Source organism: Pseudomonas aeruginosa, from assembly GCF_001457615.1.
Classification (GTDB): domain Bacteria; phylum Pseudomonadota; class Gammaproteobacteria; order Pseudomonadales; family Pseudomonadaceae; genus Pseudomonas; species Pseudomonas aeruginosa.
Genome location: NZ_LN831024.1, coordinates 2,689,865 through 2,715,655 on the forward strand (window position 1 = coordinate 2,689,865; position 25,791 = coordinate 2,715,655).

At 68.8% G+C, this 25,791-nt stretch carries 27 protein-coding genes; 15 read left to right on the forward strand and 12 right to left on the reverse strand.

The genetic code is table 11. The features are described from left to right. Nucleotides 1-21: 21 nt before the first annotated feature. From AT700_RS12560 to AT700_RS12570, 3 genes are all read right to left on the reverse strand, one after another. A complete protein-coding gene (locus AT700_RS12560) occupies nucleotides 22-396 on the reverse strand; it encodes a cupin domain-containing protein (RefSeq protein ID WP_003089825.1) in 375 nt (124 codons plus the stop codon). Between the two features lie 80 nt (nucleotides 397-476). Next, the gene (locus tag AT700_RS12565; protein ID WP_009876525.1) at nucleotides 477-1,292 is read right to left on the reverse strand and encodes an AraC family transcriptional regulator; all 816 of its coding nucleotides are present in this window, start codon (nucleotides 1,290-1,292) and stop codon (nucleotides 477-479) included. Nucleotides 1,293-1,318: 26 nt separating this feature from the next. Next, nucleotides 1,319-2,083, reverse strand: coding sequence for an AraC family transcriptional regulator (locus AT700_RS12570; protein ID WP_004349975.1), 765 nt, complete (start codon nucleotides 2,081-2,083; stop codon nucleotides 1,319-1,321). A gap of 97 nt (nucleotides 2,084-2,180) precedes the next feature. Here AT700_RS12570 and AT700_RS12575 point away from each other — a divergent pair, with 97 nt between their 5' ends. Further along, a complete protein-coding gene (locus tag AT700_RS12575) occupies nucleotides 2,181-2,453 on the forward strand; it encodes a hypothetical protein (protein ID WP_003119018.1) in 273 nt (90 codons plus the stop codon). Nucleotides 2,454-2,479: 26 nt separating this feature from the next. On the opposite strand, the gene ptrC is transcribed toward AT700_RS12575, so the two are convergent. Both ptrC and AT700_RS30545 read right to left on the reverse strand, forming a co-directional pair. Then, nucleotides 2,480-2,674 (reverse strand): type III secretion system co-regulatory protein PtrC, encoded by a 195-nt coding sequence (gene ptrC / locus AT700_RS12580; protein WP_003089814.1) that lies wholly within the window; start codon nucleotides 2,672-2,674, stop codon nucleotides 2,480-2,482. Nucleotides 2,675-2,690: 16 nt separating this feature from the next. Beyond that, entirely contained in the window at nucleotides 2,691-2,810 is a 120-nt protein-coding gene (locus tag AT700_RS30545) for a PA2485 family small membrane protein (protein ID WP_003116878.1), read from the reverse strand. Between the two features lie 187 nt (nucleotides 2,811-2,997). Between AT700_RS30545 and AT700_RS12585 the strand changes: the two genes are divergently transcribed. The 4 genes from AT700_RS12585 (at nucleotide 2,998) to AT700_RS12600 (ending at nucleotide 6,404) form a co-directional block, all read left to right on the forward strand. Continuing rightward, nucleotides 2,998-3,612 (forward strand): TetR/AcrR family transcriptional regulator, encoded by a 615-nt coding sequence (locus AT700_RS12585; protein ID WP_003089808.1) that lies wholly within the window; start codon nucleotides 2,998-3,000, stop codon nucleotides 3,610-3,612. 150 nt (nucleotides 3,613-3,762) lie between these two features. Further along, a complete protein-coding gene (locus AT700_RS12590; RefSeq protein WP_003089806.1) occupies nucleotides 3,763-4,764 on the forward strand; it encodes an LLM class flavin-dependent oxidoreductase in 1,002 nt (333 codons plus the stop codon). Between the two features lie 114 nt (nucleotides 4,765-4,878). Continuing rightward, a complete protein-coding gene (locus AT700_RS12595; RefSeq protein ID WP_003113296.1) occupies nucleotides 4,879-5,532 on the forward strand; it encodes a c-type cytochrome in 654 nt (217 codons plus the stop codon). Then, nucleotides 5,529-6,404, forward strand: a complete 876-nt coding sequence (locus AT700_RS12600; protein ID WP_003103565.1) for a c-type cytochrome — start codon at nucleotides 5,529-5,531, stop codon at nucleotides 6,402-6,404. The genes AT700_RS12595 and AT700_RS12600 overlap by 4 nt, the downstream gene beginning before the upstream one ends. A 175-nt stretch (nucleotides 6,405-6,579) precedes the next feature. On the opposite strand, the gene AT700_RS12605 is transcribed toward AT700_RS12600, so the two are convergent. Then, nucleotides 6,580-7,902 carry an ATP-binding protein gene (locus AT700_RS12605; protein WP_003103567.1) on the reverse strand — a complete coding sequence of 441 codons (1,323 nt, stop codon included), beginning with the start codon at nucleotides 7,900-7,902 and terminating at the stop codon, nucleotides 6,580-6,582. Beyond that, the gene (locus AT700_RS12610) at nucleotides 7,899-8,579 is read right to left on the reverse strand and encodes a response regulator (RefSeq protein WP_003103570.1); all 681 of its coding nucleotides are present in this window, start codon (nucleotides 8,577-8,579) and stop codon (nucleotides 7,899-7,901) included. The genes AT700_RS12605 and AT700_RS12610 overlap by 4 nt, the downstream gene beginning before the upstream one ends. 162 nt (nucleotides 8,580-8,741) lie before the next feature. Between AT700_RS12610 and dsbD the strand changes: the two genes are divergently transcribed. The 4 genes from dsbD (at nucleotide 8,742) to AT700_RS12630 (ending at nucleotide 13,515) form a co-directional block, all read left to right on the forward strand. Further along, nucleotides 8,742-10,505: a protein-disulfide reductase DsbD gene (gene dsbD / locus AT700_RS12615; protein WP_003103572.1), complete on the forward strand. Its 1,764-nt coding sequence runs from the start codon at nucleotides 8,742-8,744 to the stop codon at nucleotides 10,503-10,505. Next, the gene (locus AT700_RS12620; RefSeq protein ID WP_003089792.1) at nucleotides 10,505-11,341 is read left to right on the forward strand and encodes a TlpA family protein disulfide reductase; all 837 of its coding nucleotides are present in this window, start codon (nucleotides 10,505-10,507) and stop codon (nucleotides 11,339-11,341) included. Before dsbD ends, AT700_RS12620 begins: the two co-directional genes overlap by 1 nt. Further along, complete coding sequence (gene dsbG, locus AT700_RS12625; protein ID WP_003089790.1) at nucleotides 11,338-12,108, forward strand: thiol:disulfide interchange protein DsbG; 771 nt, start codon at nucleotides 11,338-11,340, stop codon at nucleotides 12,106-12,108. The genes AT700_RS12620 and dsbG overlap by 4 nt, the downstream gene beginning before the upstream one ends. Nucleotides 12,109-12,180: 72 nt before the next feature. Then, the gene (locus AT700_RS12630; protein ID WP_003122661.1) at nucleotides 12,181-13,515 is read left to right on the forward strand and encodes a cytochrome P450; all 1,335 of its coding nucleotides are present in this window, start codon (nucleotides 12,181-12,183) and stop codon (nucleotides 13,513-13,515) included. Here the strand turns inward: AT700_RS12630 and AT700_RS12635 are convergent. From AT700_RS12635 to gtdA, 5 genes are all read right to left on the reverse strand, one after another. Continuing rightward, nucleotides 13,497-14,408, reverse strand: coding sequence for a SphA family protein (locus AT700_RS12635; RefSeq protein WP_048521078.1), 912 nt, complete (start codon nucleotides 14,406-14,408; stop codon nucleotides 13,497-13,499). The two genes, AT700_RS12630 and AT700_RS12635, sit on opposite strands and share 19 nt — an antisense overlap. 41 nt (nucleotides 14,409-14,449) lie before the next feature. Beyond that, a complete protein-coding gene (maiA, locus tag AT700_RS12640) occupies nucleotides 14,450-15,094 on the reverse strand; it encodes a maleylacetoacetate isomerase (RefSeq protein ID WP_003113293.1) in 645 nt (214 codons plus the stop codon). A 12-nt stretch (nucleotides 15,095-15,106) separates the two neighbouring features. Further along, a complete protein-coding gene (locus AT700_RS12645) occupies nucleotides 15,107-16,453 on the reverse strand; it encodes an MFS transporter (protein ID WP_003113292.1) in 1,347 nt (448 codons plus the stop codon). A gap of 77 nt (nucleotides 16,454-16,530) precedes the next feature. Beyond that, on the reverse strand, nucleotides 16,531-17,229 hold the full coding sequence (locus AT700_RS12650; protein ID WP_003089781.1) for a fumarylacetoacetate hydrolase family protein: 699 nt from the start codon (nucleotides 17,227-17,229) through the stop codon (nucleotides 16,531-16,533). Nucleotides 17,230-17,241: 12 nt separating this feature from the next. Beyond that, nucleotides 17,242-18,303 carry a gentisate 1,2-dioxygenase gene (gene gtdA, locus AT700_RS12655; RefSeq protein ID WP_003106350.1) on the reverse strand — a complete coding sequence of 354 codons (1,062 nt, stop codon included), beginning with the start codon at nucleotides 18,301-18,303 and terminating at the stop codon, nucleotides 17,242-17,244. A gap of 124 nt (nucleotides 18,304-18,427) precedes the next feature. Between gtdA and AT700_RS12660 the strand changes: the two genes are divergently transcribed. From AT700_RS12660 to AT700_RS12685, 6 genes are all read left to right on the forward strand, one after another. After that, the gene (locus AT700_RS12660; RefSeq protein WP_003089777.1) at nucleotides 18,428-19,342 is read left to right on the forward strand and encodes a LysR family transcriptional regulator; all 915 of its coding nucleotides are present in this window, start codon (nucleotides 18,428-18,430) and stop codon (nucleotides 19,340-19,342) included. 88 nt (nucleotides 19,343-19,430) lie between these two features. Then, on the forward strand, nucleotides 19,431-19,949 hold the full coding sequence (locus tag AT700_RS12665) for a sigma-70 family RNA polymerase sigma factor (RefSeq protein WP_003089775.1): 519 nt from the start codon (nucleotides 19,431-19,433) through the stop codon (nucleotides 19,947-19,949). An 8-nt stretch (nucleotides 19,950-19,957) separates the two neighbouring features. After that, complete coding sequence (gene foxR / locus AT700_RS12670) at nucleotides 19,958-20,944, forward strand: anti-sigma factor FoxR (RefSeq protein ID WP_003113290.1); 987 nt, start codon at nucleotides 19,958-19,960, stop codon at nucleotides 20,942-20,944. Nucleotides 20,945-21,087: 143 nt separating this feature from the next. After that, nucleotides 21,088-23,550, forward strand: a complete 2,463-nt coding sequence (gene foxA / locus AT700_RS12675) for a ferrioxamine receptor FoxA (RefSeq protein WP_048521079.1) — start codon at nucleotides 21,088-21,090, stop codon at nucleotides 23,548-23,550. Between the two features lie 117 nt (nucleotides 23,551-23,667). Next, nucleotides 23,668-24,816, forward strand: a complete 1,149-nt coding sequence (locus tag AT700_RS12680) for a PepSY-associated TM helix domain-containing protein (protein ID WP_003113288.1) — start codon at nucleotides 23,668-23,670, stop codon at nucleotides 24,814-24,816. A 46-nt stretch (nucleotides 24,817-24,862) separates the two neighbouring features. After that, nucleotides 24,863-25,387 (forward strand): hypothetical protein, encoded by a 525-nt coding sequence (locus AT700_RS12685; RefSeq protein ID WP_003120098.1) that lies wholly within the window; start codon nucleotides 24,863-24,865, stop codon nucleotides 25,385-25,387. Nucleotides 25,388-25,791: the final 404 nt, after the last annotated feature.

The window sequence follows — 25,791 nt, forward strand, 5'->3', positions numbered from 1 at the left end:
CAAAGCAAACTGCTTATTCGTTCAGATCCACAGATCGTTGACCGCCGTCCGCTCGCCGCCCTGGTCGCCGGTATTGCGCACGCCGCAGGGCTCCACCAGGAGCATGCGCACCTCGCCCTCGGCGAACGGCTTGTGCTCCACGCCGCGCGGCACCACATACATCTCGCCGGGGCCCAGATGCACCGCGCCGTCGCGGAAATCGATGCGCAGGCGACCGGCGAGGACGATGAAGGTCTCGTCGGTGTCGGCGTGGCTGTGCCAGACGAAGTCGCCTTCGATCTTCACCAGCTTGAACTGGTAGTCGTTCATCTGGGCGATCACCCTGGGTTGCCAGCGGTCGTCGAACAGGGCGAGCTTGGCGGCGAAGTTGATCGCTTGGGTTGTGCTGGTGGACATCGGTGCGCTCCGGTGGTTGGTCTCTGGCGCCAGGGTAGGCGGCTACGGAGCGGGCGGTCTTGGATGATCGTGCAACCTGGCTAGGCGCGGCCGAGCATACGCAGCCAGCGTGCCGGTGGCAGGCCGTAGCTCTGGCCGAAATGGCGGGTCATGTGGCTCTGGTCTGTGAAACCGGCGGCAAGCGCGGCTTCGGCCAGCGTCTGGCCGCCGAGCATCAGCCGGCGGGCGATGTCCAGCCGGCGCTGGATCAGGTAGCGGTAGGGGCTGGTGCCGAACAGCGCGCGGAAATCGCGCGACAGGCTCCAGCGTTCTCGCTGGGCGACCTGCGCCAGTTCGTCGAGGCCCAGCGGGCGCTCCAGGTGCGCGTGGATGTACTGCCGGGCGCGCTCGGCGGCGACGAAGTCGAAGTGGCGCCTGCCGCGCGCCCGGTTGCCGGCCACGGCGTCGAGGGTGTGGGCCAGTTCGAACAGGGCGTCCTGTTCTTCCAGCGGCTCCAGCGGGGTATCCATGGCCTGTAGCAGGGTCCGGCTGGCGGCGATCAGGCGCGGGTCGTCGGACAAGCCCCCGCGCACGAACGGCAGCGGCCGGCCGCCGAGGGCCTGCTGGATCAGCGCCGGCTCGACGTAGAGCATCCGGTAGCGGAACCCTTCCTGGCTGCCGGCCTCGCCGTCGTGCAGCTCGTCGGGATGCAGCACCAGGCAGCCGCCCGGCAGGCTGTGGCGCTGGCTGCGGCGATAGCGGAAGCTCTGCACCCCGGCCAGGGTCTGGCCGATGGCATAGGTGTCGTGGCGATGCGGATCGTAGCCGTGGCCGGCGAAGTAAGCCTCGATGCGTTCCACCGCACCGTGTTGCGGGGCGCGTCGAACCCAGTCGCGGGGCGTATTGGCGTGGCTCATGGGGAAAGGCTCGTGGCGCGGAAGGTTCAGGCTAGCGCTTCGTTGGCGCGACTGGAATAGCCGGACGGCGTCTCGCCGAATACTGCGCGGAAGGCACTGGCGAAGCTGCTCGGGCTTTCGTAGCCGAGCGACCAGGCGACCTCGCCGACCGCCTGGCCCGCTGCCAGCCGTTCGACGGCCGCGTGCAGTCGCGCCAGTTGCCGCCATTGCGCGAAGCTCATGCCGGTCTCGGCGCCGAACAGCCGGCTCAGGCTACGGCTGCTGAGGCCCGCCCAGCGTGCCCATTCGGCCGCCGGCCGCGGATCGCCGGGGTTGGCCAGCAATGCCTCGGCGATCCTGCGCAGGCGCGAATCCCCCGGATAGGGCAGGCGGGTCCGCTGGGGCACGGCGTGGCGCAGTTCGTCCAGCAGCACGCGCAGCAGGTTCTCGCGTTCGGTGTTCCAGGCGGAGCCGGTCGGCCAGCGGGTGGCGCGTTCGACGATCAGCGCCACGAAAGCCGAGCAGGCGAGCACGCCGGGGTGCCGGGGCAGGTCGCGGCAGTGTTCGGCGGCGAGGTAGGCGCTCCAGCCCGCCAGGCTGCCGTGGGAGTGCGCCGAGTGTGGGTGACCCGGTGGGATCCAGGCGATCTGGCGCGGAGGCAGGGCCTGGCGGCCATGCTCGTCCTCGACCACCAGAAGGCCGCGCTCCAGGCAGTAGAGCTGGCCGCAGGCATGGCGGTGGGAGGCCGTGCGGCTGGCTGCGCGGTCGATGCGCAGGGCGAAGAGCGGGACGGGCAGGGGTTCCGGAAGCATTTGGCGGAAAAGCGACGATGATTGGCTTGGGATGGATAATAGGCCATTCGACTGCGGATGTAGCCTGGCGGCTCATCATTCTTGCCTGGAGCACGCCATGAAAGCCGAAGACATCCTTTCCGACCGACAGGACCGCATCCGCCTGGGCGGCGTGGAGATACGCAAGGGCAGCGTCGGCGCGTTCATCGCCAACGCCCGGCTGCTGCTTGAGGAGGAACTGCCCGCGGCGCAACGGCGGCAGGCCGAAGAAGACCTGCGCGCCCTGCTGCCGGCGATCCGGGCACTGGGGCTGCTGGAACTCTTCGAACTGCGCGACGCGCGACTGCGGACGCTGGTGGCGGATTGGGAAAACGCCGCTGGCCGCTCCTGAGAGCGGCACACGGGCACTTGGAGGTATCAGTCGTCGATGCAGCTTTCGATCAGGCGTTGCAGGGCTTCGCGCTCACTGACCGGCGTGCGCATCGGCATGTGCGCGAGGCTGCCGTCGCGGCGCTCGATGATGTACTCGGTCTCGAAGTGCAGGGTGCAATCCTCGAGGCTCACATAGGTGACGCCATAGGTCGGGGCCTTGCGGGAGCGGGCTGAGAGCATGGATGCCTCCTTGGGCTCATTTCTTCTCGCTGGTCGATGCGGGCGCGCTGGCCTGAACCGGGCGAGTAGGGGTCACTGCATTGCTGTAGAACGCGGAAGCGGCGAAGTAGCTGGCGAGGGCGCTGAAGCTGGACATGATCGGTTCTCCTGGGGAAGGGTGGGCGTCTGCCCTTGGAGAGCATGTTTGCCCAGCGGGAGAACCGGCAGAAGTAAAAAGCCTGCATGGTGTATATCGAGCGCGGTGATGGATCAAGCGACCCCCTCCAGCCTTGCGACTGTTCGCCGGTGTTACCATATGACGTGTTTTTTTCTCAGGAATTCCCATGGCCAAGCGTGGACGCCCCTGCGGCTTCGATCGTGAACAGGCATTGCGCCGGGCGCTCGACGTGTTCTGGGAGGCCGGTTACGAAGGCGCGACCATGGCCGCGCTGAAGGAGGCCATGGGTGGCATCTGCGCGCCGAGCATGTATGCCGCCTATGGTTCCAAGGAGGCGCTGTTCCGTTCGGCGGTGGAACTCTACCTGAGCCAGGAGTGCCAGCTTTCCAAGGGCGCCTTCGCCCTGCCGACGGCGCGCGAGTCGATCGCCGCGCTGCTGGAAAGCGCCGCCGTCAGCTACACCACGGAAGGCAAGCCGCGCGGTTGCCTGGTCGACCTCAGCACGACCAATTTCTCGCCGGCCAACAAAGGCGTCGAAGACTACCTGCGCGATCACCGGCGGCGCGCCGCGCGCCTGCTGCGCGAGCGTTTCGCACGAGGCGTGGCCGACGGCGACGTGCCGGCCGGAGCCGATCTCGACGCGCTCACCAGTTTCTACAGCAGCGTGCTTCAGGGCCTGTCGATCCAGGCCCGCGACGGCGCCAGCCGCCAGCAGTTGCTGGCCATCGGCCGCTGCGCGATGGCGGCCTGGGATTCCCTGCTGGCGGTCGAGGCCGCCTGACGCCACAGCGCGCCTTGACTGGAAAAAGCCCATGGATTCTCCGTGGGCAAAAACTATAACGCGTGATATAGAATTGATCCAAACCCCGGGCGAGGTCCTTCCGCGCGTGTCTCGCGCCCTGGCCATCGCTCGCTGCCGATTGGAGCCTTCATGACAACGCTTGCTGATATCCCCCTGTCCATGCTCGACCTGGTGCCGGTGCGCACCGGCGGCAGCGTGGCCGAAGCCCTGCACAACTCCCTGGACCTGGCGCGCCATGTGGAGCGCCTGGGCTTCAACCGTTTCTGGCTGGCCGAGCACCACAACATGGATGGCATCGCCAGTTCCGCCACCGCGCTGCTGATCGGCCATATCGCCGGCGGCACCTCGCGGATCCGCGTCGGCTCGGGTGGGGTGATGCTGCCGAACCATGCGCCGTTGGTGGTGGCGGAAAACTTCGGCACCCTGGAGACGCTCTACCCGGGCCGCATCGACCTCGGCCTTGGCCGCGCCCCCGGCGCCGACCAGGCGACCATGCGCGCCTTGCGTCGCGACCGCCTGGGCAACGGCGACGACTTCCCCGAGCAGGTCGCCGAGCTGGAAATGCTGCTCGGCCCGCGCCGTTCCCAGCAGAGCCTGCTGGCGGTGCCGGGCGAGGGTACCCAGGTGCCGATCTGGCTACTCGGTTCGAGCTTGTTCAGCGCCCACCTGGCGGCGCAGAAAGGCTTGCCCTATGCCTTCGCTTCGCATTTCGCACCGCGTTACCTGCACGAGGCGCTGCGCATCTACCGCAGCAACTTCCAGCCCTCGGCGGTACTCGACAAACCTTACGCGATGATCGGCGTGCCGCTGATCGCCGCACCTACCGACGAAGAGGCCGAGTTCCTCGCCACTACCGCCTTCCAGCGCGTGCTGGCGCTGATCCGCGGCGAGAGCCTGAAACAGAAGCCGCCGGTGGAAAGCATGGCGCCGTTGTGGCTGCCCCACGAGCAGGATGCGGTCGGCAGCTTCTTCGGCCTGGCGGTGATCGGCGGTCCGGAGAAGGTTCGCGCGCGCCTGGAGATCCTCCTGGAGCAGACCGGCGCCGACGAGCTTATCTTCACCAGCGACTTCTACGAGCACGCCCATCGGCTGCGCTCTTGCGAAATCGTCGCGGGGCTGAAAGGGGCGTGATCCGGGGCCTGTAGGGAAAATGATGTAGACCTGCGTGCGGTAGGGTCTTTCGGCGATAGGTTTTTTGGTTCTAAACTTAGAACTAAAAACAATAAGCCAGAGAGGAACCCTGCCATGCCGGTTGCACACCGACTGCTGTTTTCATTGACCGCCTTGCTGGCGGCGACGGCCCAGGCCGCCGTCGACGGCCAGAAACTCTACACACAGGGCGGCGCCAACCCGGCCGCCGCGGCCTGCGTCACCTGCCACGGCGCCGATGGCATGGGCCTGGCCGCCGCCGGCTTTCCGCGCCTGGCGGGCCTTCCCGCCGCCTACCTGAGCAAGCAGCTGCACGACCTCAAGCAGGGCGGCAGTCGCGAGCACCCGGTGATGAAGGGCATAGCCGATGCTCTCGGCGACGACGAGATCCAGGCGCTCGCCAATACCCTCGCGGCAATGCCGGCGCCCAAGCCGGTGGAGCTGTCGCGCGTGGCCACCCCGCGCAGCCCCGGCGAGACCCTGGCGGTGCGTGGCGCCTGGGAGCGCAACATTCCCGAGTGCGTGACCTGTCACGGTCCGGCCGGCAGCGGCGTGGGGGAGGCCTTCCCGCCGTTGCAGGGGCAGGGCGAGATGTACCTGAGCAACCAGTTGCGCGCCTGGCAGCTTGGCACTCGCCGCAACGACCCGAACGATCTGATGGGACATATCGCCAAATCCCTCAGCGAAGAGGAGATCCGCAGCGTCAGCCAGTTCTTCGCCACCCTCGGTCAGGCAGGAGGCCAGCCATGAACATGCCGTCGATCCTTTCCCTGGCCGTCGCCGGCCTGCTGGTCGCTCCCGTCCACGCGGCAACGGCGCCCTCGGAGCCGTTCCAGCCGCCGGCGGAAAGCAGCCTCCCGGACAACGCCTTCGGCGAAATGGTACGCCAGGGCCAGGCGTTGTTCGTGGAAACCCGGAAGAACGCGCCGCATCTGGTCGGCAACCAGCTCAACTGCGTCAACTGCCATCTCGACCAGGGCCGCCGGGCCAACTCCGCGCCGCAGTGGGCGGCCTATCCGGTCTATCCGGCGTTCCGCGCCAAGAACAACAAGGTCAATACGTTCGCCGAGCGCCTGCAGGGCTGCTTCCAGTTCAGCATGAACGGCAAGGTGCCGGCGGCCGACAGCCCGGAGATCAAGGCCCTGACCGTCTACGCCTATTGGCTGGCGAGCCAGGCGCCGACCGGGGTCAGCCTGCCCGGACGCGGCTATCCGGACGTGGCCCCGCCGGAAGGCGGCTACAGCATCGAGCGCGGCGCCAAGGTCTATGCCGCGCAGTGCGCGATCTGCCACGGCGCCGACGGCCAGGGCCAGATGGCTCTGGGGCAGACGGTGTTCCCACCGCTGTGGGGCGCGCAGTCGTTCAACTGGGGCGCGGGCATGCACCGCATCAACACCGCGGCCTCCTTCATCAAGTACAACATGCCGCTGGGCAAGCCCGGTACCCTCAGCGACCGCGACGCCTGGGACGTCGCCGCCTTCATGAACAGCCACGAGCGCCCGCAGGACCCGCGCCTGGTGGACGGTTCGGTGGAGAAGACGCGGCAGAAGTTCCATGCCAACGACGGCGTCAACCTGTACGGACAGAAGGTCAACGGCGTGCTGCTGGGACAGGGAATCTGACCCTCGTGGCCTGGCGTCCGCAGGACGGAGACCCGGTCCGGCGGAAGCAGGTCGGCGCGGGGGTAGGGCGGATAACGCCAACGGCGTTATCCGCCGATGCCTGGGCCTCGGTCCGGCGGATAGCCGCGGGCGGCTATTCGCCCTACGGGGGCCGGTTGGCGGGTGGGCCCGCGCATCACTCGCGCAGCGGCATTTCCAGCGTCACCCGCAGGCCGTCCGCGCGGCTGTCGAAGTCCAGCCGGCATTGGCAGCGTTGCACGATAGCCTGGACGATGGCCAGGCCGAGCCCGCTGCCGCCGCTCTTGCCGTGGCGCCAGAAACGCCGGGTGAGGTGCGGCAGGTCGGTTTCGGCGATGCCCGGACCGTGGTCGCGGACGTGGAAGCGCGCGCAGCCTTGCGCGGTTTCCACCGCCAGCTCCACCCGGGTGCCGGCGGCGGTGTGGCGCAGGGCGTTGTCCAGCAGGTTGCGCAGCGCGGCGATGGCCAGCACCGAGGGGACTTCCAGCGGCGCCTCGGACAAGCCGTCGGCCAGCTTCAGCTCGAACATCCGCACGTCGCCGTGGCCGGCGTCGTGCATGGCCACCCGGGCGGCGTCCTCGGCGCTGCATTGCACGCCGTCGTCGAACGACAGGCTGCCTTCCACCCGCGCCAGCAGCAACAGCTGGTCCAGCGTCCGGTGCAGACGGTCGGCGCCTTCCTCGGCGTGGGCCAGGGCCTGCTCGGCGGCGGCGCCCTCGGTCATGCGCGCGACCTGCAGGTGGGTCTTGATCGCGGTCAGCGGGCTGCGCAGCTCGTGGGCGGCATCGCCGGTCAGGCGTCGCTCGCGTTCGATGGCCTGGGCGATGCGCTGGAACAACTGGTTCTGGGTTTCCACCAGCGGCTTCAGTTCGCTCGGCAGGGCCGCCAGCTCCAGTGGCTCCAGCGAGTCGGCGCCGCGCCGGGTGAGGGCGTCGCGAATCCGCTTGAGCGGCGCCAGACCCTGGCCGGCGCCGAGCCAGAGCAGGGCCAGGCTGCCGAGCAGGGCGACCGTCACCGGCACCGCGGCGGCCACCACCACCGAGCGTTGCAGCACGTCGCGCTCTTCCAGGCGGTCGGCGGTGCTGACCCGCAGATCGCCGGCCTGCACGGTGAAGCTGCGCCACAGCACGCCGTTGATTTCCTGGTCGCGGAAGCCGCTGGCGGTGCTGTCCAGCGCCCGCTCCGGGGTGGCATGGCTCTGCGCCAGGACTTCGCCGCGCAGTGAGCTGACCTGGCAGGCCATGCCGTTGGGAATTCCCAGTTGCTCCGCGCTCAGGCGCGTGGTCTGGCCGTCCGCCGGCTGCGGCTGCGGCAACTGCTGGAGCAGGCCGGCAACCATCCGCGCCGAGGCCGCCAGGCGTTGGTCGAAGGAGCGCATCATCTGCCCGCGCAGGTCGCAGAGCATCCAGGCCGCGGCCAGCGACCAGAGCAGGATGAAGGCCGAGCCGAGGATCAGGGTCAGGCGCAGGCGCAGGCTCATGCGTCGTCTCCGTCGCCGCGCGCCGGCCCGAGGCGGTAGCCGAGGCCGCGCACGGTCTGCACGATGGCGTTGCCGAGCTTGCGCCGCAGGTGATGGATGTGGACGTTGAGGGCGTTGCTCTCGACCTCGTCGCCGAAGCCATAGACGCTGTCCTTGAGCTGCTCGCCGCTGAGGATCCGCCCGCGGTTGTTGAGCAATGCCTGCAACAGCGCCTGTTCGCGTCGCGACAGTTCCACGGGGCGGCCGTCGAGCCAGGTTTCGCGGGTGCTCGGATCGTAGCTGAGGCGGCCGTGTTCGATGACGTTGACGCAACGCCCGGCGGAGCGCCGCTGCAAGGTATGCAGGCGGGCGCCGAGTTCACGCAGGTCGAAGGGCTTGAGCAGGTAGTCGTCGGCGCCGGCCTGCAGCCCGGCGACCCGGTCGGTCACCGCGTCGCGCGCGGTCAGCACCAGCACCGGCAGGTCGACGCCCTGCTGGCGCAGGCGCTGCAGCAGGCGCAGGCCGTCCTCGTCGGGCAGGCCGAGATCGAGGACCAGCACGTCGAAGCGCGCCACCTGGAGCAGCGCCTGGGTATCGGCGGCGCTGGCCACCCGGTCCACGGTCAGGCCCTGGGCGTTGAGGCCGGCGACGATGCCGCTGGCGATCAGGTCGTCGTCTTCGGTGAGCAGTACATGCATGGCGGTATCGCTGGTTAAAGGGATAGGAGTCTGAAGCGGGCGAATTAAGCCAGGATTATGCCCCGCCCGGCGCGTCGCCGGGGTTTTCCCGTGGCCGCGTTAACGGCCTGTTAATCGTCGCTGGCCATGCTGCCGCCGAGTTCATCGTAGAAGGCGTTATCCATGCGTGTGTTGATCCTGCTCCTGATGCTCCTGCTGCCGGGCCTGTCCCAGGCGCAACCGGGCGACGACCTGTTCGCGCCGCGCGGCGCGACGCAGACGGATTTCCTGCCGGTGGAGAAAGCCTTCCGCTTCACCTGGGAGCGCCTCGACGACGGCCAGGTGCAACTGCGCTGGCAGATCGCGCCGGGCTACTACCTGTACCAGAAGCGCCTGCGCTTCGACGGACTCGACCCGGCCTTGCAGCCGCAGCTGCCGCCCGGCGAAAGCCACAGCGACGAGTTCTTCGGCGAGTCGCAGGTCTATCGCCAGAGCCTGGAACTGACCCTGCCGGCGGCCGCCGCCGGACAACTGCGCCTGGGCTGGCAGGGCTGCGCCGATGCCGGCCTGTGCTATCCGCCGCAGAGCCAGGCGCTCGACCTGGGCGGTACCGGCCCTGCCGCCGCCGGGACGAGCGGCGAAGTCGCCGAGGACCAGGGCCTGGCCGGCAGCCTGCAGGCCGGCAACCTGGCCTGGAGCCTGTTGCTGTTCTTCGGCCTCGGCCTGCTGCTGGCGTTCGCTCCCTGTTCGCTGCCGATGCTGCCGATCCTCGCCGGGCTGGTGGTCGGCAGCGGCGCCGGCCCTCGTCGAGGCCTGCTGCTGGCCGGTAGCTACGTGCTGAGCATGGCGCTGGTCTACGCCGGACTCGGGGTGGTCGCGGCGCTGCTTGGCGGCAACCTGCAGGCCTGGCTGCAACAGCCGTGGCTGCTGGGCAGCTTCGCCGCGCTGTTCGTGTTCCTCGCGCTGCCGATGTTCGGCTTCTTCGAACTGCAACTGCCGGCTGCCCTGCGCGACCGCCTCGACGGTCTCAGTCGCGGCCGCAAGGGCGGCAGCCTGGCCGGCGCGGCCGCGCTCGGCGCGTTGTCCGGGCTGCTGGTGGGGCCGTGCATGACCGCGCCGCTGGCCGGCGCCTTGCTCTATATCGCGCAGACCGGCAATGCCCTGCATGGCGGCCTGGTGCTGTTCAGCCTGGGCCTCGGCATCGGCATGCCGCTGTTGCTGCTGGTGACGGTCGGCAGCCGCTTCCTGCCCAAGCCCGGTCCCTGGATGAACCTGGTCAAGGGCGTGTTCGGCTTCCTTTTCCTCGGCACCGCCTGGATACTCCTGCGTCCGCTGCTCGGCGAGGCGCTGTGGATCGGCCTTGGCGGCGCGTTGCTGCTGGTCCTGGCCTACGCCGCGCTGCACACGGCGCGAGGCCTGGCACGGCACGCGGTGCTGTTCGGCGCGGCGGGCTGCATCTTCGGTCTCTGGGGCGCGGCGATGCTGCTGGGCGCCGCGGCCGGGGCCGACGACCCCTGGCGTCCGCTACAGGTGTATGCGGCGGCGAACCGGGGCGCTACGCCGACGGCCAGCGCCCACGAGGCGTTCCTCACGGTGAGCCAGCCGGCCGAGCTGGACCGTCAGTTGGCTGCGGCCAAGGCCGAGGGACAATGGGTGCTGCTCGACTACTACGCTGACTGGTGCGTGTCCTGCCGGATCATGGAGAAACAGGTGTTTGCCAAGCCCGATGTGCTCGCCGCCCTGCAGGGCGTGCGCCTGCTGCGGCTCGACGTGACCGCGGATAACGCCGCCAGCCGCGAGCTGCTGCACCGCTACCAGGTACCCGGCCCGCCGAGCCTGATCTGGATCGGCCCGGAAGGCGAGGAGCGCCGCGCGCGCCGGTTGACCGGCGAAGTCGACGCCGGCGGCTTCCTCGCCCATTGGCAGGCGACCCGGGAGCGCGGCTGATGCTGAGTTTTTCCCTGGGGCCGCTGGTGGTCTCGCTGCAACACCTGCTGCTGTTCCTCGCCCTCGGCGCCGCGCTGCTCGGTGGTTGGCTGGCGGCGCGCGGCGGCGGGCGCAACGCCGAGCCGGTGCTGTTCAACCTGTTGTTGCTCGGCCTGCTGGTGGCGCGCCTGGCCTTCGTGGTGCGCTACTGGCCGCAGTACCGTGGCGACTTCGCACAGATGCTGGATATCCGCGATGGCGGTTTCCTCGCCTGGCCAGGCCTGCTCGCCGCCGTGCTCGGCGCGCTGTTCTGGGCCTGGCGGCGACCGGCGCTACGTCGCTCGCTGGGTGTCGGCGCCAGCCTCGGACTGGCGTTCTGGCTGCTTGGCAGCCTGGGCCTGGGCATCTACGAGCGCGGTACGCGTCTGCCCGAACTGAGCCTGCGCAACGCCGCCGGCGAGTCGGTGCAACTGGCCGATTTCCGGGGCCGCCCGCTGGTGATCAACCTCTGGGCCAGTTGGTGCCCGCCGTGTCGGCGTGAGATGCCGGTGCTGCAACAGGCGCAGGCGGAGAATCCCGACGTGGTGTTCCTCTTCGCCAACCAGGGCGAGAGCGCCGAGACCGTGCGCCATTTCCTCCAGGGCGAGAACCTGCGCCTGGACAACCTGCTGTTCGACAACGGCGGGCAGCTTGGCCAGCAGGTCGGCTCGGTCGCCTTGCCCACCACCGTTTTCTACACCGCCGAGGGCCGCCTGCTGGGCAGCCATCTCGGCGAACTGTCCCGCGGCAGCCTGGCGCGCTACCTCGAAGCCTTCGAGCCGGCCGCTGCCGCCCCCGCAACCAGGAGTTCCGAATGAGACTGCCGCGCAACCTGATCACCCTTGGCCTGGGCCTGACCCTCCTCAACGCCGGCCTGGCCACGGCGGCGGAGGAGCTGCCGGCGCCGATCCGCATGGTCCAGGAGAAGGGCGCCCGCATCCTCGGCAGCTTCGACGCCCCGGATGGCCTGCGCGGATACGCCGCCGAATACCAGAACCAGGGCATGGCGCTGTACCTGACGCCCGACGGCAAGCACGTACTCACCGGCCACCTGTTCGACGCCCAGGGCAAGGACCTCAGCCGCGAACCGCTGGAGCGCCTGGTGTATGCGCCGCTGGCCAAGGAAATGTGGCAGAAGATGGAGCAGAGCGCCTGGATCGCCGATGGCCGTGCCGACGCGCCGCGCGTGGTCTACCTGTTCAGCGACCCGAACTGCCCGTACTGCACCATGTTCTGGGAGCAGGCGCGACCCTGGGTGGATGCCGGCAAGGTGCAGTTGCGGCATATCATGGTCGGCATCATTCGCGAGGACAGCGAAGCCAAGTCCGCTGCGCTGCTGGCCAGCAAGGACCCGCAGAAGGCCCTGCACGACCATGAGCAGGCGGGCAAGGCCAGCACCCTGAAGCCGCTTGCGAAGATCCCGGCGGCGGTGCGCAAGCAGCTCGCCGGCAACATGGAACTGATGGAGTCGATGGGCGCCGCGGCGACCCCGGCGATCTTCTATCTCAATGCCGAGGGGCGCATGCAGCAGCAACAGGGCGCGCCGCAGCCGGACCAGTTGGCGGAGATCCTCGGTCCGCGTTGATCCTCCGGGCCGGCGCCGAGCCGCCGGCCATCTATACTCCCTGCGTTACGCCAACCCAGCGGAGCGAGGGCCATGGACGACGCATTCAGCGAGGAAGGCAGCGCGCAGCCGCGCCATGACGCTCAGCGTCCGGCGCTGGCCTCGCGGAGCGACGGTTTCGACATCCACACCTACCATCCCGACTTCGTCGCCGATCCCTATCCGCTGTTGCGGCTGATCCGCTCCCGTGCGCCGGTCTGCCGCGACCAGGCCTCGATCTGGTGGATCAGTCGCTATGCCGATGTCTCGGCGTGCCTGCGCGACCGCCGTTTCTCCGCCGACCCCGCTCGCCTTGGCGCCGCCGGCGTCCGCCAGGGCGGCGCCAGCTGGTTCGGCCACCAGCAATTGCAACCGCTGGCGCGCTTCTACGACAACTTCATGCTGTTCAATGACGCGCCGCGGCACACCCGCCTGCGCAGGCTGTTCGCTCCGGCCTTCGGCCCCGACGCCGTGCGCCGCTGGGAGGCGTGCATCGAGGCGCTGGTGGAAGAGCTCCTCGACAGCTTGCTGGAGCGCCGCGAGCCCGATCTGCTCAGGGACTTCGCCGAACCGCTGACGATCCGGGTGGCCGCCGAGCTGTTCGGCTTTCCCCGCGAAGATACCGGGCAACTGCTGCCCTGGGGCCGCGACCTGGCCGCCGGGCTCGATCTCGCCGCCAGCCACGGCGATGCCGGGCAGATCAACCGCAGCGCGGCCGCCTTCAGCGACTACCTGCAACGCCAGGCGCGCGGCTGGAGCGATGGCTCTTCGCACCCGCCGCCCGGCGCGGCGCCGAGCATCCTCGACGGCGCCGCGATGCTGGAGGCCGGACTGGGCCTCGAGGACCTGGTGGCGGCCTATGCCATGGTGTTCATGGCCGCGTTCGAAACCACCATCAGCATGGTCGGCAACGCTACGCTGGCGCTGCTCACCCATCCCGACCAGCTCGATCTGCTGCGGCGGTGCCCGGAGCTGGCGGCGAACGCGGTGGAGGAACTGCTGCGCTTCGATGGCGCGGTGCGCGGCGGCGTGCGTTGCACCCTGGAGGAGGTGGAGATCGGCGGCCAGCGGATTCCGCCTGGAGAGAAGGTCTGGCTGAGCTTCCTCGCGGCGAACCGCGACCCGGAGATGTTCGCCGCCCCCGACCGCCTGCAATTGCAGCGAGCGAACGCCAAGCAGCACGTGGCGTTCGCCCATGGTCCGCACTACTGCCTGGGCGCGTACCTGGCCCGGCTCGAATTGCAATGCGCATTGCGCGGCCTGGTGCGTCGCCGTTTCGCCCTGGCCTCGGAACCGAGGGACCTGCGCTGGCGGCGCAGCTCGGTGTTCCGCACCCTGGAGCGCTTGCCGATCGTCCCGGAAGGCGACGCTCAGAAGACCTGCGAGTAGCGCAGGATCAGCCGGCTGCCCTCGCTGCGGTTGCGTGCGCCGTATTCGTGATGGGCGTTGAGGAACAGCCGCGACTTGCCCCAGCCGAACATCAGCGCCGGGCCGATGGCATCGACCCGCTCGCGGGAGTCCGGGCGGTCGTGGCCGTCGACCCGCTCGTCGGTGATCTGTCGCAGGCTGTAGCCGGACAACCCGAGCCGCCAATGCGCATCCAGCGCCAGCGATACCGAGTAGTTGGCGTGGAACGCCTGGCCCGGTTGCAGGTAGTCGTCGGCCAACGGCGGCGCCGGGTCGCGATTCTTGCCCGGCAACAGGTACTGCAGGCGAGCGCTGGCTTCCCAGCCTTCGGCGAATTCCCAGGTCAGCGCGTAGTGCGGGTTGAAGCTCCAGTGGTTGCTGCCGGGATTTATCGCCCGATGCCTGTCGTAGCGCCCGGTGGGTAACTGGAAGGCGAGGTTCAGGCGCTGCCAGTAGGGCCGGCCGAACAGCTCGGTCTGCGGCCATTGCAGGATGAACGGACTGACGATCAGGTTGCCGAGGCCGTTGGCGCTGCCGGCGTGGGGTTCGAAGTCGGGATCGGCGAGCAGCACCGGGACGAGGATTTCCGCGCCGTAGTAGGCGCCGAACAGCTGGTGCTGGCTGATGTGGGCGAAGTGGCTGGTGGCGAGCAGGGTGCGCAGGCGGTTGTCGAGCGGGCGCCGGTGACCGTTGGCGTCCATGAAGTCGTCGGCCTCGTAGATATTCACGAACTGCTGGAACAGCGTGCCGGGCAGGGCCTTGCCGTCGAGGAAGGAGGTCTGGCCGAGGTTCATCCCCGGCAGCGCGGCGATAGCCTGGAACGGAGGCAGCAGCAGGGGCAGGGCCAGCAGGCTGGCCCGGATGCGGGTGGTCATGGGCGTGTCCTTCTTGTTGTTGTTTTCCACGGGGCAGCGCGTCAGTCCGGCAGGTAGTCGGGCTGGCGCTCGGGGCTGGCGCGCTGGAAGGCTTCGAGCGCCAGGCAGCGCCCCTCCAGTTCGAGCAACGCCGGGTAGGGCGCCAGGTCACAGCCCATGCGCCGGGCGTTGGCCAGTTGCGGTACCAGGCAGCACTCGACGATGCCCGCTGCGGCGCCGGCGAAGAAGGCGCCGCGACGGTGTCGGTTCAGCAGGGTCTCCGCCGCCGCCAGGCCCTCGGCGACCCAGTGCGCGTACCAGCGCTGGCGGTCCTCGGCGTCTATGCCGAGGACCTGGGTCAGGTACTTGAGCACCCGCACGTTGTTCAGCGGATGGATGTCGCAGGCCACCAGCAGGGCCAGTTCCAGCGCCTGGGCGCGATGCAGTGGGTCGAGAGGGATCAGGCGCGGTTCGGGCTGCACGGCATCGAGATAGTCGATGATCGCCAGCGACTGGCTGAACCGACGGCCGTCGGCGTCGACCAGGGTCGGCAGCGCGCCCATCGGGTTGCGCTGGCGGTCGGCCGGGCGCAGTTGCTCGCCCTGCCGCAGGTTGACCGGCACTACCTGGTAATCCAGACCTTTCAGGGCCAATGCGATACGCACCCGATAGGACGTGGAGCTGTTGAAGAAGCTGTAGAGCTGCATGGAAAGTCCTGTTCAGAGAGTGGTGGGAGAAGGCCTGGCCCGGCGCCGGCCCAGGCGATGCACGGCCACGGCGGCGAGCAGCGCCGGGATCACCAGCAGGGCGAGGATGCCGCTGAAGCCCAGGCCCAGGCCGAGCAGGGCGCCGCCGCTAAGGGAGCCGACGATCGAGCCGATGCGGCCCAGGCCGAGGGCCCAGCTGACCCCGGTGGCGCGGCTGCGGGTCGGATAGAAATCGGCGGCCAGGGCGTTGGCGCCGACCTGCGAGCCGCTGATGCAGAAACCGACGCCGGCGACGCACAGCGCCAGCAGGGCGAAGCTGTGGTAGAGGCTGGCGATGCCGAGGATGAACAGGGCGCCGCCGACGTAGGCCAGGCTCAGCACCCGGTGCGCGTCGAAGCGATCCATGGCGCTGCCCAGGAGGAGTGCGCCGAGGGTGCCGCCGAGCTGGAACATGGCGCTGATCGTCGCCGCCTCGCCGAGACTGAAGCCGGTGCCGCCGATCAGCGTCGGCAGCCAGTTGGTCAGCAGGTAGATGATCAGCAGGCCCATGAAAAAGGTGGCCCAGAGCAGCAGGGTGCCGCCGCGCAGCTCGGCGCCGAGGATCTGCCGCAGGGGCGAGGTGCCGTCGGACTCGTCGGCGGGCAGTTCGAGGCGTCCGGCCCAGCCGTCGGGCAGGCGCCCCAGGCGTTCGAGGATGCGCCGCAGGCGCGCCGCGTCCGGTGCGCGGCGGGCGAGGAAGCGCACCGACTCCGGCAGGCATGCCCAGAGCAGCGGCAGGCTCGCCAGGGGCAGGCCGCCGCCGAGCAGCAGCACGCTTTCCCAGCCCAACGCCGGGACCATCCGCGCGGCGAGCAGGCCGCCCAGCGCCGAGCCGAGGGTGAAGCCGCAGAACATCGCGGTGACCATCAGCGCGCGGTGCCGGCGCGGGCAGTATTCGGAGGTCAGGGTGATCGCGTTGGGCATCGCCCCGCCCAGGCCGAGGCCGGTGAAAAAGCGCAGCAGGGCCAGGGTTTCCACCGAACCGGCGTAGGCCGAGGCGAGGCTCCAGCCGCCGAAGAACAGCACCGAGAGCAGGAGCACGCTCTTGCGTCCGAAACGGTCGGCCAGCGGGCCGGCGGCGAAGGCGCCGAGGGCCAGGCCGGCCAGCGCGGCGCCGAGGATCGGGCTGAGTTGCGCCGGGCTCAGTTGCCAGTCGTGGGCCAGGGCCGGGGCGATGAAGCCGATGGCGGCGGTGTCGAATCCGTCCATGGCGACGATCAGGAAGCACAGCGACAGGACTCGCAACTGGAAGGCGGAAACCGCCTGCGCATCGATGAAAGCCTGGACGTCGATCTTGTTGTTCTTGTCGGGCGTAGGCATGAGCGTTCCTCGGCCGTCGCCTTGGCGACAGCCCGGATGAAGGGCAGGGTGGGCCCGCGCCGTGCGCGGGCGGTGGGTCAGACCACGCGGACGCTGAGTTCGCCGAGGCCGTCGATGGCGCCGAGCATCCGCTCGCCGCGCTCGACCGCGCCGACGCCTTCCGGGGTGCCGGTGAAGACCAGGTCGCCGGGGCGCAGCTCGAAGAAGCGCGACAGGTAGCTGACGGTTTCCGCCACCGACCAGATCAACTGGTCGATGTCGCTGCGCTGGCGATCCTCGCCGTCGACCTGGAGGCTGATGGCGGCGTGGCGCGGATGGCCGACCTGGCTGGCAGGGTAGAGCGGGCCGATCGGCGCCGAGCGGTCGAAGGCCTTGCCGATCTCCCAGGGCCGGCCCATCTCGCGCATGCGCATCTGCAGGTCGCGGCGGGTCATGTCCAGGCCCACCGCGTAGCCCCAGACGTGTTCCTCGGCCTGCTCCAGGGGGATGTCGCAGCCGCCCTTGCCGATCGCCGCCACCAGTTCGATCTCGTAGTGGTAGTTGCCGGTCTGGCTCGGGTAGGCCAGCTCCAGGGTGCTGCCGGCGGCGACCGGGACCACCGCGTCGGCCGGCTTGCAGAAGAAGAACGGCGGCTCGCGCTCGGGATCGAAGCCCATTTCCCGGGCGTGGGCGGCGTAGTTGCGGCCGACGCAGTAGACCCGCCGCACCGGGAAGGTCTGGTCGCTGCCATGGATGGTGAGGCTGACGGGTGCTTCGGGCGCGAAGAGATGGTTCATGGGACGGGTCCTTCAGTGGGCGAGGGTTTCGCGGGATTCGCGGAGGATGCCGAGCGCCTGCTGCACAGGGCGGTCGGAGAAACTGAACAGCACGCAGTCGGTGGCGCCGGCTTCCAGGCGCAGCTCGGCCCAGGAGGGCACGACGAACAGATCCTTGGCCTCGAAGGCGAAGCGCCGGCCGCCGATCTGCGCCACGCCGCTGCCTTCCACCACCGAATAGACGCTGGCGTCGGTGCTGCGCGCGGGCTGCCCGAGGAAGCCGGCCGGCAGCAGTTGCAGGCAGGTGGCGATGGTCGGCATGGCCCAGCCGCCGGTGGCCGGGTTGACGTAGCGCAGCTTGTGGCCTTCCCAGGGATCGGGCCGTTCGAGGCGCGCCAGGCGCTCGAGGGCCTCGCGGCTGCGCGCGTAGGGGTAGCTGAACAGCGGCGAGGTCGGCGTCGTCGGCTGATGGCGCAGCGGCAGCATGTTGCTGCCGTAGCGGGCGAGGCTGTCGCCTTCGCCACGTCGCAACGGCTGTACCGGTTCGTCATGGTTTTCGGCGAAGGTGGCGCCGAAGAAACGCAGCATCGGGATGTCCAGGCCGTCCAGCCAGACCACCGGCTCGCCGCCTTCTGCGGCGGCGCGGTTGCCGTGGTCGTGCCAGGTCCAGGACGGGGTGATGATGAAGTCGCCCGGCTCCATGCGGGTGCGTTCGCCGTCCACCGAGGTGTAGGCGCCGTAGCCCTCGACGACGAAGCGCAGGGCCGACTGGGTGTGCCGGTGGCTGGGGGCGATCTCGCCCGGCAGGATCAGTTGCAGGCCGGCGTAGAGGCTCGGGGTGATCGCCGACTGGCCGGGAAGGTCCGGGTTCTCCAGCACCAGCACGCGGCGCACCGCTTCCTCGGCGCTGATCAGGTCGCCTGCCTCGAGCAGGAACGGGCGCAGTTCGCGATAGCGCCACAGCGCCGCCTGGCAGCCGCCGGCGGGTTGCGCCGGGACCAGGCTGTGCAGGGCTTCCCAGAGCGGGGTGAGGTGCTGCTGGCGGATGCGTCGATAGAAGTCGGCGCGCTTCTCGGTGGAATTGTCGTTATGCATACCGATGAATCTCCGGCGGGAGGAGGCGGGGCCGCCTCGGTCTGGTAGTCATTATTCGAGGTGAAGGCATAACCGAATAATGATATTTAGACATCGACCTATACGTATTCGAGGATGGCTTGCGATGGACTGGACCCGCCGCCTGCGCCTGCAACACCTGCAACTGCTGGTCAGCCTGATGGAGACCGGCAACCTCAGCGGCACCGCCCGGGCCGCACACACCACCCAACCGGGCCTGTCGAAGTGGCTCAAGGAACTGGAGGAGGACGTCGGCGCGCCGCTGTTCGAGCGTCACGCCCGTGGCCTGCGCCCGACGCCCTATGGCATGACCCTGTTCAACCACGCCCAGCGCGTACTCACCGAGATGGAGCGGGCGCGGCAGAACCTCGAGGCGATGCGCAGCGGCAGCGGCAGCCGGGTGCTCCTTGGCACGTCGCCGGCCTCCGCGCCGAGCCTGGTGCCGCGCGCATTGCGGGCGTTCCTCGGACGCTACCCCGGGGCCCAGGTGGAACTGCTCGAAGGCACCATGAACGGCCTTCTCGAACGGCTGGAGAAACGCCAGCTCGATGTGGTGGTGGGGCGCCTGGACAACTATGCGCCGCGCGCCAGCCTGCGCTGCGAGGTGCTCTACAGCGAGGCGATCGTGGTGATGGCGCGCCCCGGTCACCCCCTGGCCCAGGCCGCCGCGCTGGACTGGGAAGACGTGCGGCGCTACGACTGGATCGTCTGGCCGCCCGGCTCGCCGATCCGCAGCAAGCTCGACATGGCCCTGACCCAGGGCGGCCGGCAGCCGCCGGCCTACCGCCTGGAGTCATCGTCGATGCTGGCCAACATCGAATTGTTGCGTGGCAGCGACATGCTGTCCATCGGCTCGGCGCGGGTGGTCGAGCACCTTGCCGGGCTCGGCCTGGTGGCCAGGCTGGCGCTGGAGATTCCCGGCGAGGGCGCGGTGGGCATGTGCTGGCGCGACGAACCGCACCGCGACCGTGCCAGCGAAGACCTGCTGGCCTGCCTGCGCGAAGGCGCGGCGGCCGAGTAGGGCGCCGGCCGGCGGGTGCTATTGCAAAAAGGCCGCGGCTTCTCGACAATGCGATTCATTATCATTCATGTGTCGCCCCGACTTTCCCATGTCCGCCCCGATCCTTCTCAGCGCCCACCATCGCGCCATGCATGCGCTGTACAGCGAGCACCATGGCTGGTTGCAGAACTGGCTGCGCGGCAAGCTGGGCTGCGCGGCGGACGCGGCGGACCTGGCCCAGGACACCTTCCTGCGCATCCTGCTCAAGCGCGAACTGCGCGAGATCGGCATGCCGCGCGCGTTCCTGCGGACCATCGCCCGCGGCCTGGTGATCGACCACTGGCGTCGCGAGGAACTGCAGCGCGCCTACCTCGAAAGCATCGCCCACCTGCCCGAGGCACAGGCGCCGTCGCCCGAGGCGCGGGAACTGGTGCTGGAACTGCTGGAGGAAATCTCGCGGATGCTCGACGGGCTCAAGCCGAAGGTCCGCACCGCCTTCCTCCTGGCCCAGTGCGAAGACCTCAGCCACCGGCAGATCGCCGAACGCATGGGGGTTTCCCAGCGTAGCGTCGAGCGCTACGTGGCCGAGGCGCTGTACCACTGCTACCTGCTGCGCTACGGCGAATGAGCGGAGCCGTGGACGGGACGCGCGGTAGGGTCGACGAAGCGGTGGTCAGGCAGGCCATCCACTGGCTGGTCCGCCTGCGCTCGCAGCCGGCCGACGATCGCCTGCAGCGCGCCTGCGCGGCCTGGCGCGCGGAGCACGGCGAGCACGAGCGGGCCTGGCAGCAGGTCAGCGCGCTCAACGAAGAACTGCAAGGACGCTTCAAGGCGCTGCCCGGCGGGGTCGCCTACGGCACCCTGGACAGCAGCGCGCAGCGCCTGCAGCGGCGCCAGGCGCTGAAACTGCTGTCGCTGCTGGTGGCCGGCGGCGCCGTGGCCTGGGTCGGTCGCGATAGCCTGCCCTGGCAGCGCCTGAGCGCCGACTACAGCACCGCCACCGGCGAGCGGCGCAGTATCGAGCTGGTCGACGGCACCCGCCTGCAACTGAACACCGACAGCGCGGTCGACGTGCGCTACGACGCCGGCCAGCGCCTGATCCTCCTCGCCCGCGGCGAGATCTTCCTCGCCAGCGGCGCCGATACGCAATCGCCCACGCACAGGCCGCTGCGGGTACGTACCGCGCAAGGGCTGTTCGAGGCCCTCGGCACCCGTTTCAACGTACGCCTGCAAGATGCCGCCACCTGTCTCAGCGTCAGCGAGGGTTCGGTGCGCATCGATGCCTTCGGCGCGCGTCCGCTGCAGGCTCCGGTGGCCGAGGCGGGGCAGAGCTATCGGATCGCCGCCGACGGCGTGCGGCGCCTCGAACGGCCGCAGATGGACGCCGTGGCCTGGGCCGATGGCCTCATCGTCACCCGCGACATGCGCCTGGCCGATTTCCTCGCCGAGGTCGCCCGCTACCGCAACGGCTACCTCGGCTGCGCCGCGGAGGTCGCCGACCTGCGCCTGTCCGGGGTCTATCGCCTGGACGACACCGACAAGCTGCTGCAGGTGCTCGCGCGGACCCTGCCGGTGCGCCTGCAGCGACATACCCGCTGGTGGGTGAGGGTGGTCGCCGCCTGAGTCGCGCCGGCGGCCGCGTGGACGCTTGCTTTCGTCCGGAGCGAAACGCACTGAAAATTATTTTCATTATTTTTGTCGGCTTTCCGCGACTGGTCCGGCTTTACCGATTGAACACCCTTCAACGACTCCAACGGATCCCGTTCATGACCGCCACCGCCGTCGTCCTCCGCAATGCCCCGTCGTCCCTCGATTTCCCCCGCGCCTCGCGCCTGAGCCGTTCGGTGCGCGCGGCCCTGCTGTCGTTGGCCATGGCGGCCGGCGCGGCGCCGCTCTGCGCCTCGGCCGCCGAAGCGGCGGCGGAACAGGCGCGGCCCTATGCGATCCCCGCCGGACAGTTGGGCGACGTGCTCAACCGCTTCGCCCGCGAAGCCGGCATCACCCTCTCGGCCACTCCGGCGCAGACCGGTGGCTACAGCTCCCAGGGGTTGCGCGGCAGTTTCACCGTGCAGCAGGGCCTGGCCCGGCTGCTCGCCAACACCCCGCTGGAAGCGGAAGACCAGGGCGACGGCAGCTTCGTCTTGCGCGAGGCGCCGGCAAAGGACGGCGATGTGCTGAACATGCAGGCGGTGGAGGTCTTCGCCCTCGGCAACAACCTGGGCAGCACCGATGGCTACCTGGCCACCCATAGCCAGATCGCCACCAAGACCAGCAAGCCGCTGCTGGAAACCAGCCAGACCGTCTCGGTGATCACCCGCGAGCAGATCGACGACACCGCCTCCAAGACCGTGCAGCAGGCGATGCGCTATACCCCCGGCATCTTCACCGGCCAGGTCGGCGCCTCCAACCGCTACGACTACGTGGTGATGCGCGGCTTCGCCGACAACAGCGTGGACAACATCTACCTCGACGGCCTCAAGGCCATGGGCGACAGCGGTACCTTCAGCTCGATGCAGGTCGACCCGTACTTCCTCGAACGCATCGATGTGCTCAAGGGGCCGTCCTCGGTGCTCTACGGCCGTAGCCTGCCGGGCGGCCTGGTGGCGCTGACCAGCAAGAAGCCGTTGTACGAGGACTACCGCCAGATCACCGGCAGCATCGGCAACATGGGCCAGAAGGAGATGGGCTTCGATTTCAGCGGGCCGCTCGACGAGGAGAAGCGCATCGCCTACCGCCTGATCGGTCTCGGCAAGGGCTCGGACACCCAGTTCGATCACGTCAAGGAGGAGCGCTACGCCATCGCCCCGACCCTGGCCATCGACTTCAGCGACGACACCACCCTGACCCTGCAAGGCTACCTGCAACACGATCCCAACGGGGGCTACCACGGCGGCGTACCGGCCGACGGCACCCTGTCGCACCACAACGGCCGGCACATCTCCCGCGAGTTCTTCGATGGCGAGCCGAGCAAGGACGACTTCGACCGCACCCAGCGGATGTTCGGCTACCAGCTGGAGCACCGCATCGACGACGTCTGGTCGGCGCGGCAGAACTTCCGCTACCTGGACTCCGACGTCGACCTGTCGCAGGTCTACGCCTACGGCTGGAGCGCCAGCGAGCCGAACAAGCTGAACCGCTACTTCAGCGGCGCCCGCGAGCACCTGCAGGCGTATATCGTCGACAACATGCTGCAGGCCGAATTCGCCACCGGCGCGGCGCGCCACACCCTGCTCACCGGCCTCGACTACCAGCGCCGGCGCACCGTGGTCGACTGGCGTTCCGGCTCGGCCTCGGCGCTGGACGCGTTCAACCCGGTCTACGGCGACGACGCCATCAGCTATTTCCCGGACGACAACCACACCCGCCGCCTGGAGCAGACCGGCGTCTACCTCCAGGACCTGATCGACATCGACCAGTGGCGCTTCTCGCTCGGCCTGCGCCAGGACTGGGTCAGCGTCACCGACAAGAACCGCAGCACCGGCAGCAAGGCCGACGACGACTGGGAGAAATTCACCGGGCGGATCGGCGCGCTGTACCTGTTCGACAACGGCCTGGCGCCCTACGTCAGCTACTCCGAGTCGTTCAACCCGAACGCCTATTCCGACGCCTCCGGCACGCCCCTGGCGCCCACCGAGGGCAAGCAGTGGGAACTCGGCCTGAAGTTCCAGGCGCCGGGCAGCAACAGCTTCTACACCGCCTCGCTGTTCCATATCACCCAGGAAAACGTCGCCTCCAAGGAACCCCAGGACAACTTCTACACCTCGGTCGGCGAAGTGCGCTCCCAGGGGCTCGAACTGGAGGCCCATACCCAGCTCAGCGACAACCTGAAACTGCTCGGCAGCTACACCTACACCGACATCACCTACACCAAGTCGCTGGACGGCAACCAGGGCCATACGCCGAACCAGGCGCCCAAGCACATGGCTTCGCTGTGGGCCGACTATGCCTTCGACGCCGGCCCGCTCAGCGGTCTGAGCATCGGCGGCGGCGCTCGCTACGTCGGCGAGACCTGGGCGGACAAGGAAAACACCTTGCGGGTGCCGGACTACACCCTGGTCGACGCGCGGATCGGCTACGACCTCGGCAAGCTCGGCCTGAAAGGCCTGGACGTCAGCCTCAATGCCAACAACCTGCTGGACAAGGACTACGTGGCGTCCTGCTACAGCCTGGACTTCTGCTACTTCGGCGAGAAGCGCAACGTCACCGCGACGGTGAACTACCAGTTCTGACCGTCCACCCGGGCCCCGGCGCCAGCGCCGCGGTACCGGCCAAGCAGCCCGGCGCGCGACGTACGCGCCGGGCATTCGCCGGCGTCGCCGGCCGTACCCTGGTTACCTGGAGCCCCCATGCGCCCCGTCCTGGTCCTGCTGCACCGCTATGTCGGTCTGGCTACCGCGCTGTTCCTTTTCCTCGCCGGTCTCACCGGCAGCCTGCTGGCCTTCCATCATGAAATCGACGAATGGCTGAACCCCGGCTTCTACGCCGTGGGCGAGGGTGGCGAGCGCCTTTCCCCGGGCAGCCTGGTGCAACGCGTCGAGTCACGCTATCCGCGACAACTGGTGTGGTACATGGAGTATCCCGAGGCGGGCGGGCATCCGGCGTTGCTCGCCACCGTGCCGCGCGAGGCCGGCGCCAAGGTCGAGCACGACGTGTTCTACCTCGACCCGGTCAGCGGCGAGGAAGTCGGCAAGCGCCTCTGGGCGGCCTGCTGCTTCCAGCCGGCGAACCTGGTTCCCTGGGTCCTGGAGTTCCACCACAACCTGACCCTGCCGGGGAACTGGGGCCTGTACCTGATGGGCGGGGTGGCGATGTTCTGGTTCCTCGACTGCTTCGTCGGCGCCTGGCTGACCCTGCCGCGCGGCCGGCCGTTCTGGAGCAAGTGGACGACAGCCTGGAAGATCAAGCGCGGCAACGCCTACCGCTTCAACTTCGACCTGCATCGCGCCGGCGGCCTCTGGCTCTGGCTGCTGCTGGCGCCGGTGGCGCTGAGCAGCGTCGCCCTGAACCTGCCGAGCCAGGTGTTCAAGCCGCTGGTATCGCTGTTCTCGCCGATCGAACCGAGCGTCTACGAGGCGCGCGGGCGGCTGCCCAGGGAGCAACTGGGGGAGACCCGCCTGGACTACGACCGCACCTTCCAGTTGGCCAGCGTCGAAGCGGCGCGGCTGGGCATCGCCGAGCCGATCGGCGAGCTGTACTACAGCTTCGAATACAACTTCTTCGGCGCCGGCTTCGGCGACCACGACGACCCCATGGGCAAGTCCTGGCTGTTCTTCCACGGCAGCGACGGCCGCCTGCTAGGCCAGGAAGTCGCCGGGCAGGGCAGTTGGGGAGAGCGTTTCTACCGCTTGCAGTACCCGATCCACGGCGGGCGCATCGCCGGCCTGCCGGGACGCATCGCCATCGCCGCCCTCGGCCTGGCCATCGCCGGGCTGTCGCTGACCGGTGTCTACATCTGGTGGCGCAAGCGCCGGGCGCGCCACTGGAACGGCCGCTAGACGGCTGTTAGTCTGGCTGCCTCCCACACCACCAGAGGATGGACGAATGAACGCAAGGATCGCCGCATTGGGACTGCTCCTGCCCCTGGCCGCCGGCAGCGCCGTGGCCGCGGAGGAGGGCAGCTCGGTCAAGGACGCGGCCAAGGCCGCGGTGTCCTCGGCCATCGAGACTGGCAAGAACCTCCTCGGCGGGGTCAGCGAGGGCATCACCAGCGGCCGCCAGTCGGCCCAGGGCGCCGATGGCGCCAAGGTGGTCTCCGACAACGCCGGCTTCGCCGAGATCGGCCAGGTCGAAGTGCTCAAGACCGAGCCGCGCGACCAGCAACTGGCCGTCACCCTCGGCTTCAAGAACGACAGCGACGCCACCGTGCGCCTGATCAACCTGACCCAGACCGGCGCGCTGCTGGTGATCGACAACGACGGCTACTCCAACGCCCTGGTCGCCCTCGCCAACCCCGACGACGTCACCGTCCCGGCCAAGGCCGGCATCCGCCAGACCTTCGTCTTCGAAGGCGGCGCGGAAGGGATCAAGGCGGTACGCCTGTGGGGCAAGGACCTGCCGGTGAAGTGAGAGGCGCGTCGCGCCTCCATCCCTTTCCTGGCCAGCGCTGCCGTAGGGTGAATAACGCCAAAGGCGTTATCCGCCGATACCCCGCTACATTGGCGGATAACCGCGGTGCGGTTATTCGCCCTACTTCCTTCCCGCGTTACCTGTCTTCTATAACAACAGACTGTGCTCCTTCGAATCCACTTAACCAATGTGGTTCATCAAGAGCATACTCGGTAACAGTAAAACCGTTAGGGGATTCTTTGAATCCTGAAAGTTCTAGATATTTGGAAATTTCTGAGTTTGCCTTGGTCTTTGTACGGAATATTCCTAGAATCTTATAACTTTCGCTCTCGGAGTTTCCGTATGTGTGGTGAAGTATGAATACGCTGCTCATCGTATCTCTGTTTTCCCAAAAATTGAGTTAT

Bases quoted from the DNA above. Each gene is read 5' to 3' on its own strand.
- AT700_RS12560 (WP_003089825.1), bottom strand. From the start codon at position 396: ATGTCCACCAGCACAACCCAAGCGATCAACTTCGCCGCCAAGCTCGCC.
- AT700_RS12565 (WP_009876525.1), bottom strand. From the start codon at position 1,292: ATGAGCCACGCCAATACGCCCCGCGACTGGGTTCGACGCGCCCCGCAA.
- AT700_RS12570 (WP_004349975.1), bottom strand. From the start codon at position 2,083: ATGCTTCCGGAACCCCTGCCCGTCCCGCTCTTCGCCCTGCGCATCGAC.
- AT700_RS12575 (WP_003119018.1), top strand. From the start codon at position 2,181: ATGAAAGCCGAAGACATCCTTTCCGACCGACAGGACCGCATCCGCCTG.
- ptrC (WP_003089814.1), bottom strand. From the start codon at position 2,674: ATGCTCTCAGCCCGCTCCCGCAAGGCCCCGACCTATGGCGTCACCTAT.
- AT700_RS30545 (WP_003116878.1), bottom strand. From the start codon at position 2,810: ATGTCCAGCTTCAGCGCCCTCGCCAGCTACTTCGCCGCTTCCGCGTTC.
- AT700_RS12585 (WP_003089808.1), top strand. From the start codon at position 2,998: ATGGCCAAGCGTGGACGCCCCTGCGGCTTCGATCGTGAACAGGCATTG.
- AT700_RS12590 (WP_003089806.1), top strand. From the start codon at position 3,763: ATGACAACGCTTGCTGATATCCCCCTGTCCATGCTCGACCTGGTGCCG.
- AT700_RS12595 (WP_003113296.1), top strand. From the start codon at position 4,879: ATGCCGGTTGCACACCGACTGCTGTTTTCATTGACCGCCTTGCTGGCG.
- AT700_RS12600 (WP_003103565.1), top strand. From the start codon at position 5,529: ATGAACATGCCGTCGATCCTTTCCCTGGCCGTCGCCGGCCTGCTGGTC.
- AT700_RS12605 (WP_003103567.1), bottom strand. From the start codon at position 7,902: ATGAGCCTGCGCCTGCGCCTGACCCTGATCCTCGGCTCGGCCTTCATC.
- AT700_RS12610 (WP_003103570.1), bottom strand. From the start codon at position 8,579: ATGCATGTACTGCTCACCGAAGACGACGACCTGATCGCCAGCGGCATC.
- dsbD (WP_003103572.1), top strand. From the start codon at position 8,742: ATGCGTGTGTTGATCCTGCTCCTGATGCTCCTGCTGCCGGGCCTGTCC.
- AT700_RS12620 (WP_003089792.1), top strand. From the start codon at position 10,505: ATGCTGAGTTTTTCCCTGGGGCCGCTGGTGGTCTCGCTGCAACACCTG.
- dsbG (WP_003089790.1), top strand. From the start codon at position 11,338: ATGAGACTGCCGCGCAACCTGATCACCCTTGGCCTGGGCCTGACCCTC.
- AT700_RS12630 (WP_003122661.1), top strand. From the start codon at position 12,181: ATGGACGACGCATTCAGCGAGGAAGGCAGCGCGCAGCCGCGCCATGAC.
- AT700_RS12635 (WP_048521078.1), bottom strand. From the start codon at position 14,408: ATGACCACCCGCATCCGGGCCAGCCTGCTGGCCCTGCCCCTGCTGCTG.
- maiA (WP_003113293.1), bottom strand. From the start codon at position 15,094: ATGCAGCTCTACAGCTTCTTCAACAGCTCCACGTCCTATCGGGTGCGT.
- AT700_RS12645 (WP_003113292.1), bottom strand. From the start codon at position 16,453: ATGCCTACGCCCGACAAGAACAACAAGATCGACGTCCAGGCTTTCATC.
- AT700_RS12650 (WP_003089781.1), bottom strand. From the start codon at position 17,229: ATGAACCATCTCTTCGCGCCCGAAGCACCCGTCAGCCTCACCATCCAT.
- gtdA (WP_003106350.1), bottom strand. From the start codon at position 18,303: ATGCATAACGACAATTCCACCGAGAAGCGCGCCGACTTCTATCGACGC.
- AT700_RS12660 (WP_003089777.1), top strand. From the start codon at position 18,428: ATGGACTGGACCCGCCGCCTGCGCCTGCAACACCTGCAACTGCTGGTC.
- AT700_RS12665 (WP_003089775.1), top strand. From the start codon at position 19,431: ATGTCCGCCCCGATCCTTCTCAGCGCCCACCATCGCGCCATGCATGCG.
- foxA (WP_048521079.1), top strand. From the start codon at position 21,088: ATGACCGCCACCGCCGTCGTCCTCCGCAATGCCCCGTCGTCCCTCGAT.
- AT700_RS12680 (WP_003113288.1), top strand. From the start codon at position 23,668: ATGCGCCCCGTCCTGGTCCTGCTGCACCGCTATGTCGGTCTGGCTACC.
- AT700_RS12685 (WP_003120098.1), top strand. From the start codon at position 24,863: ATGAACGCAAGGATCGCCGCATTGGGACTGCTCCTGCCCCTGGCCGCC.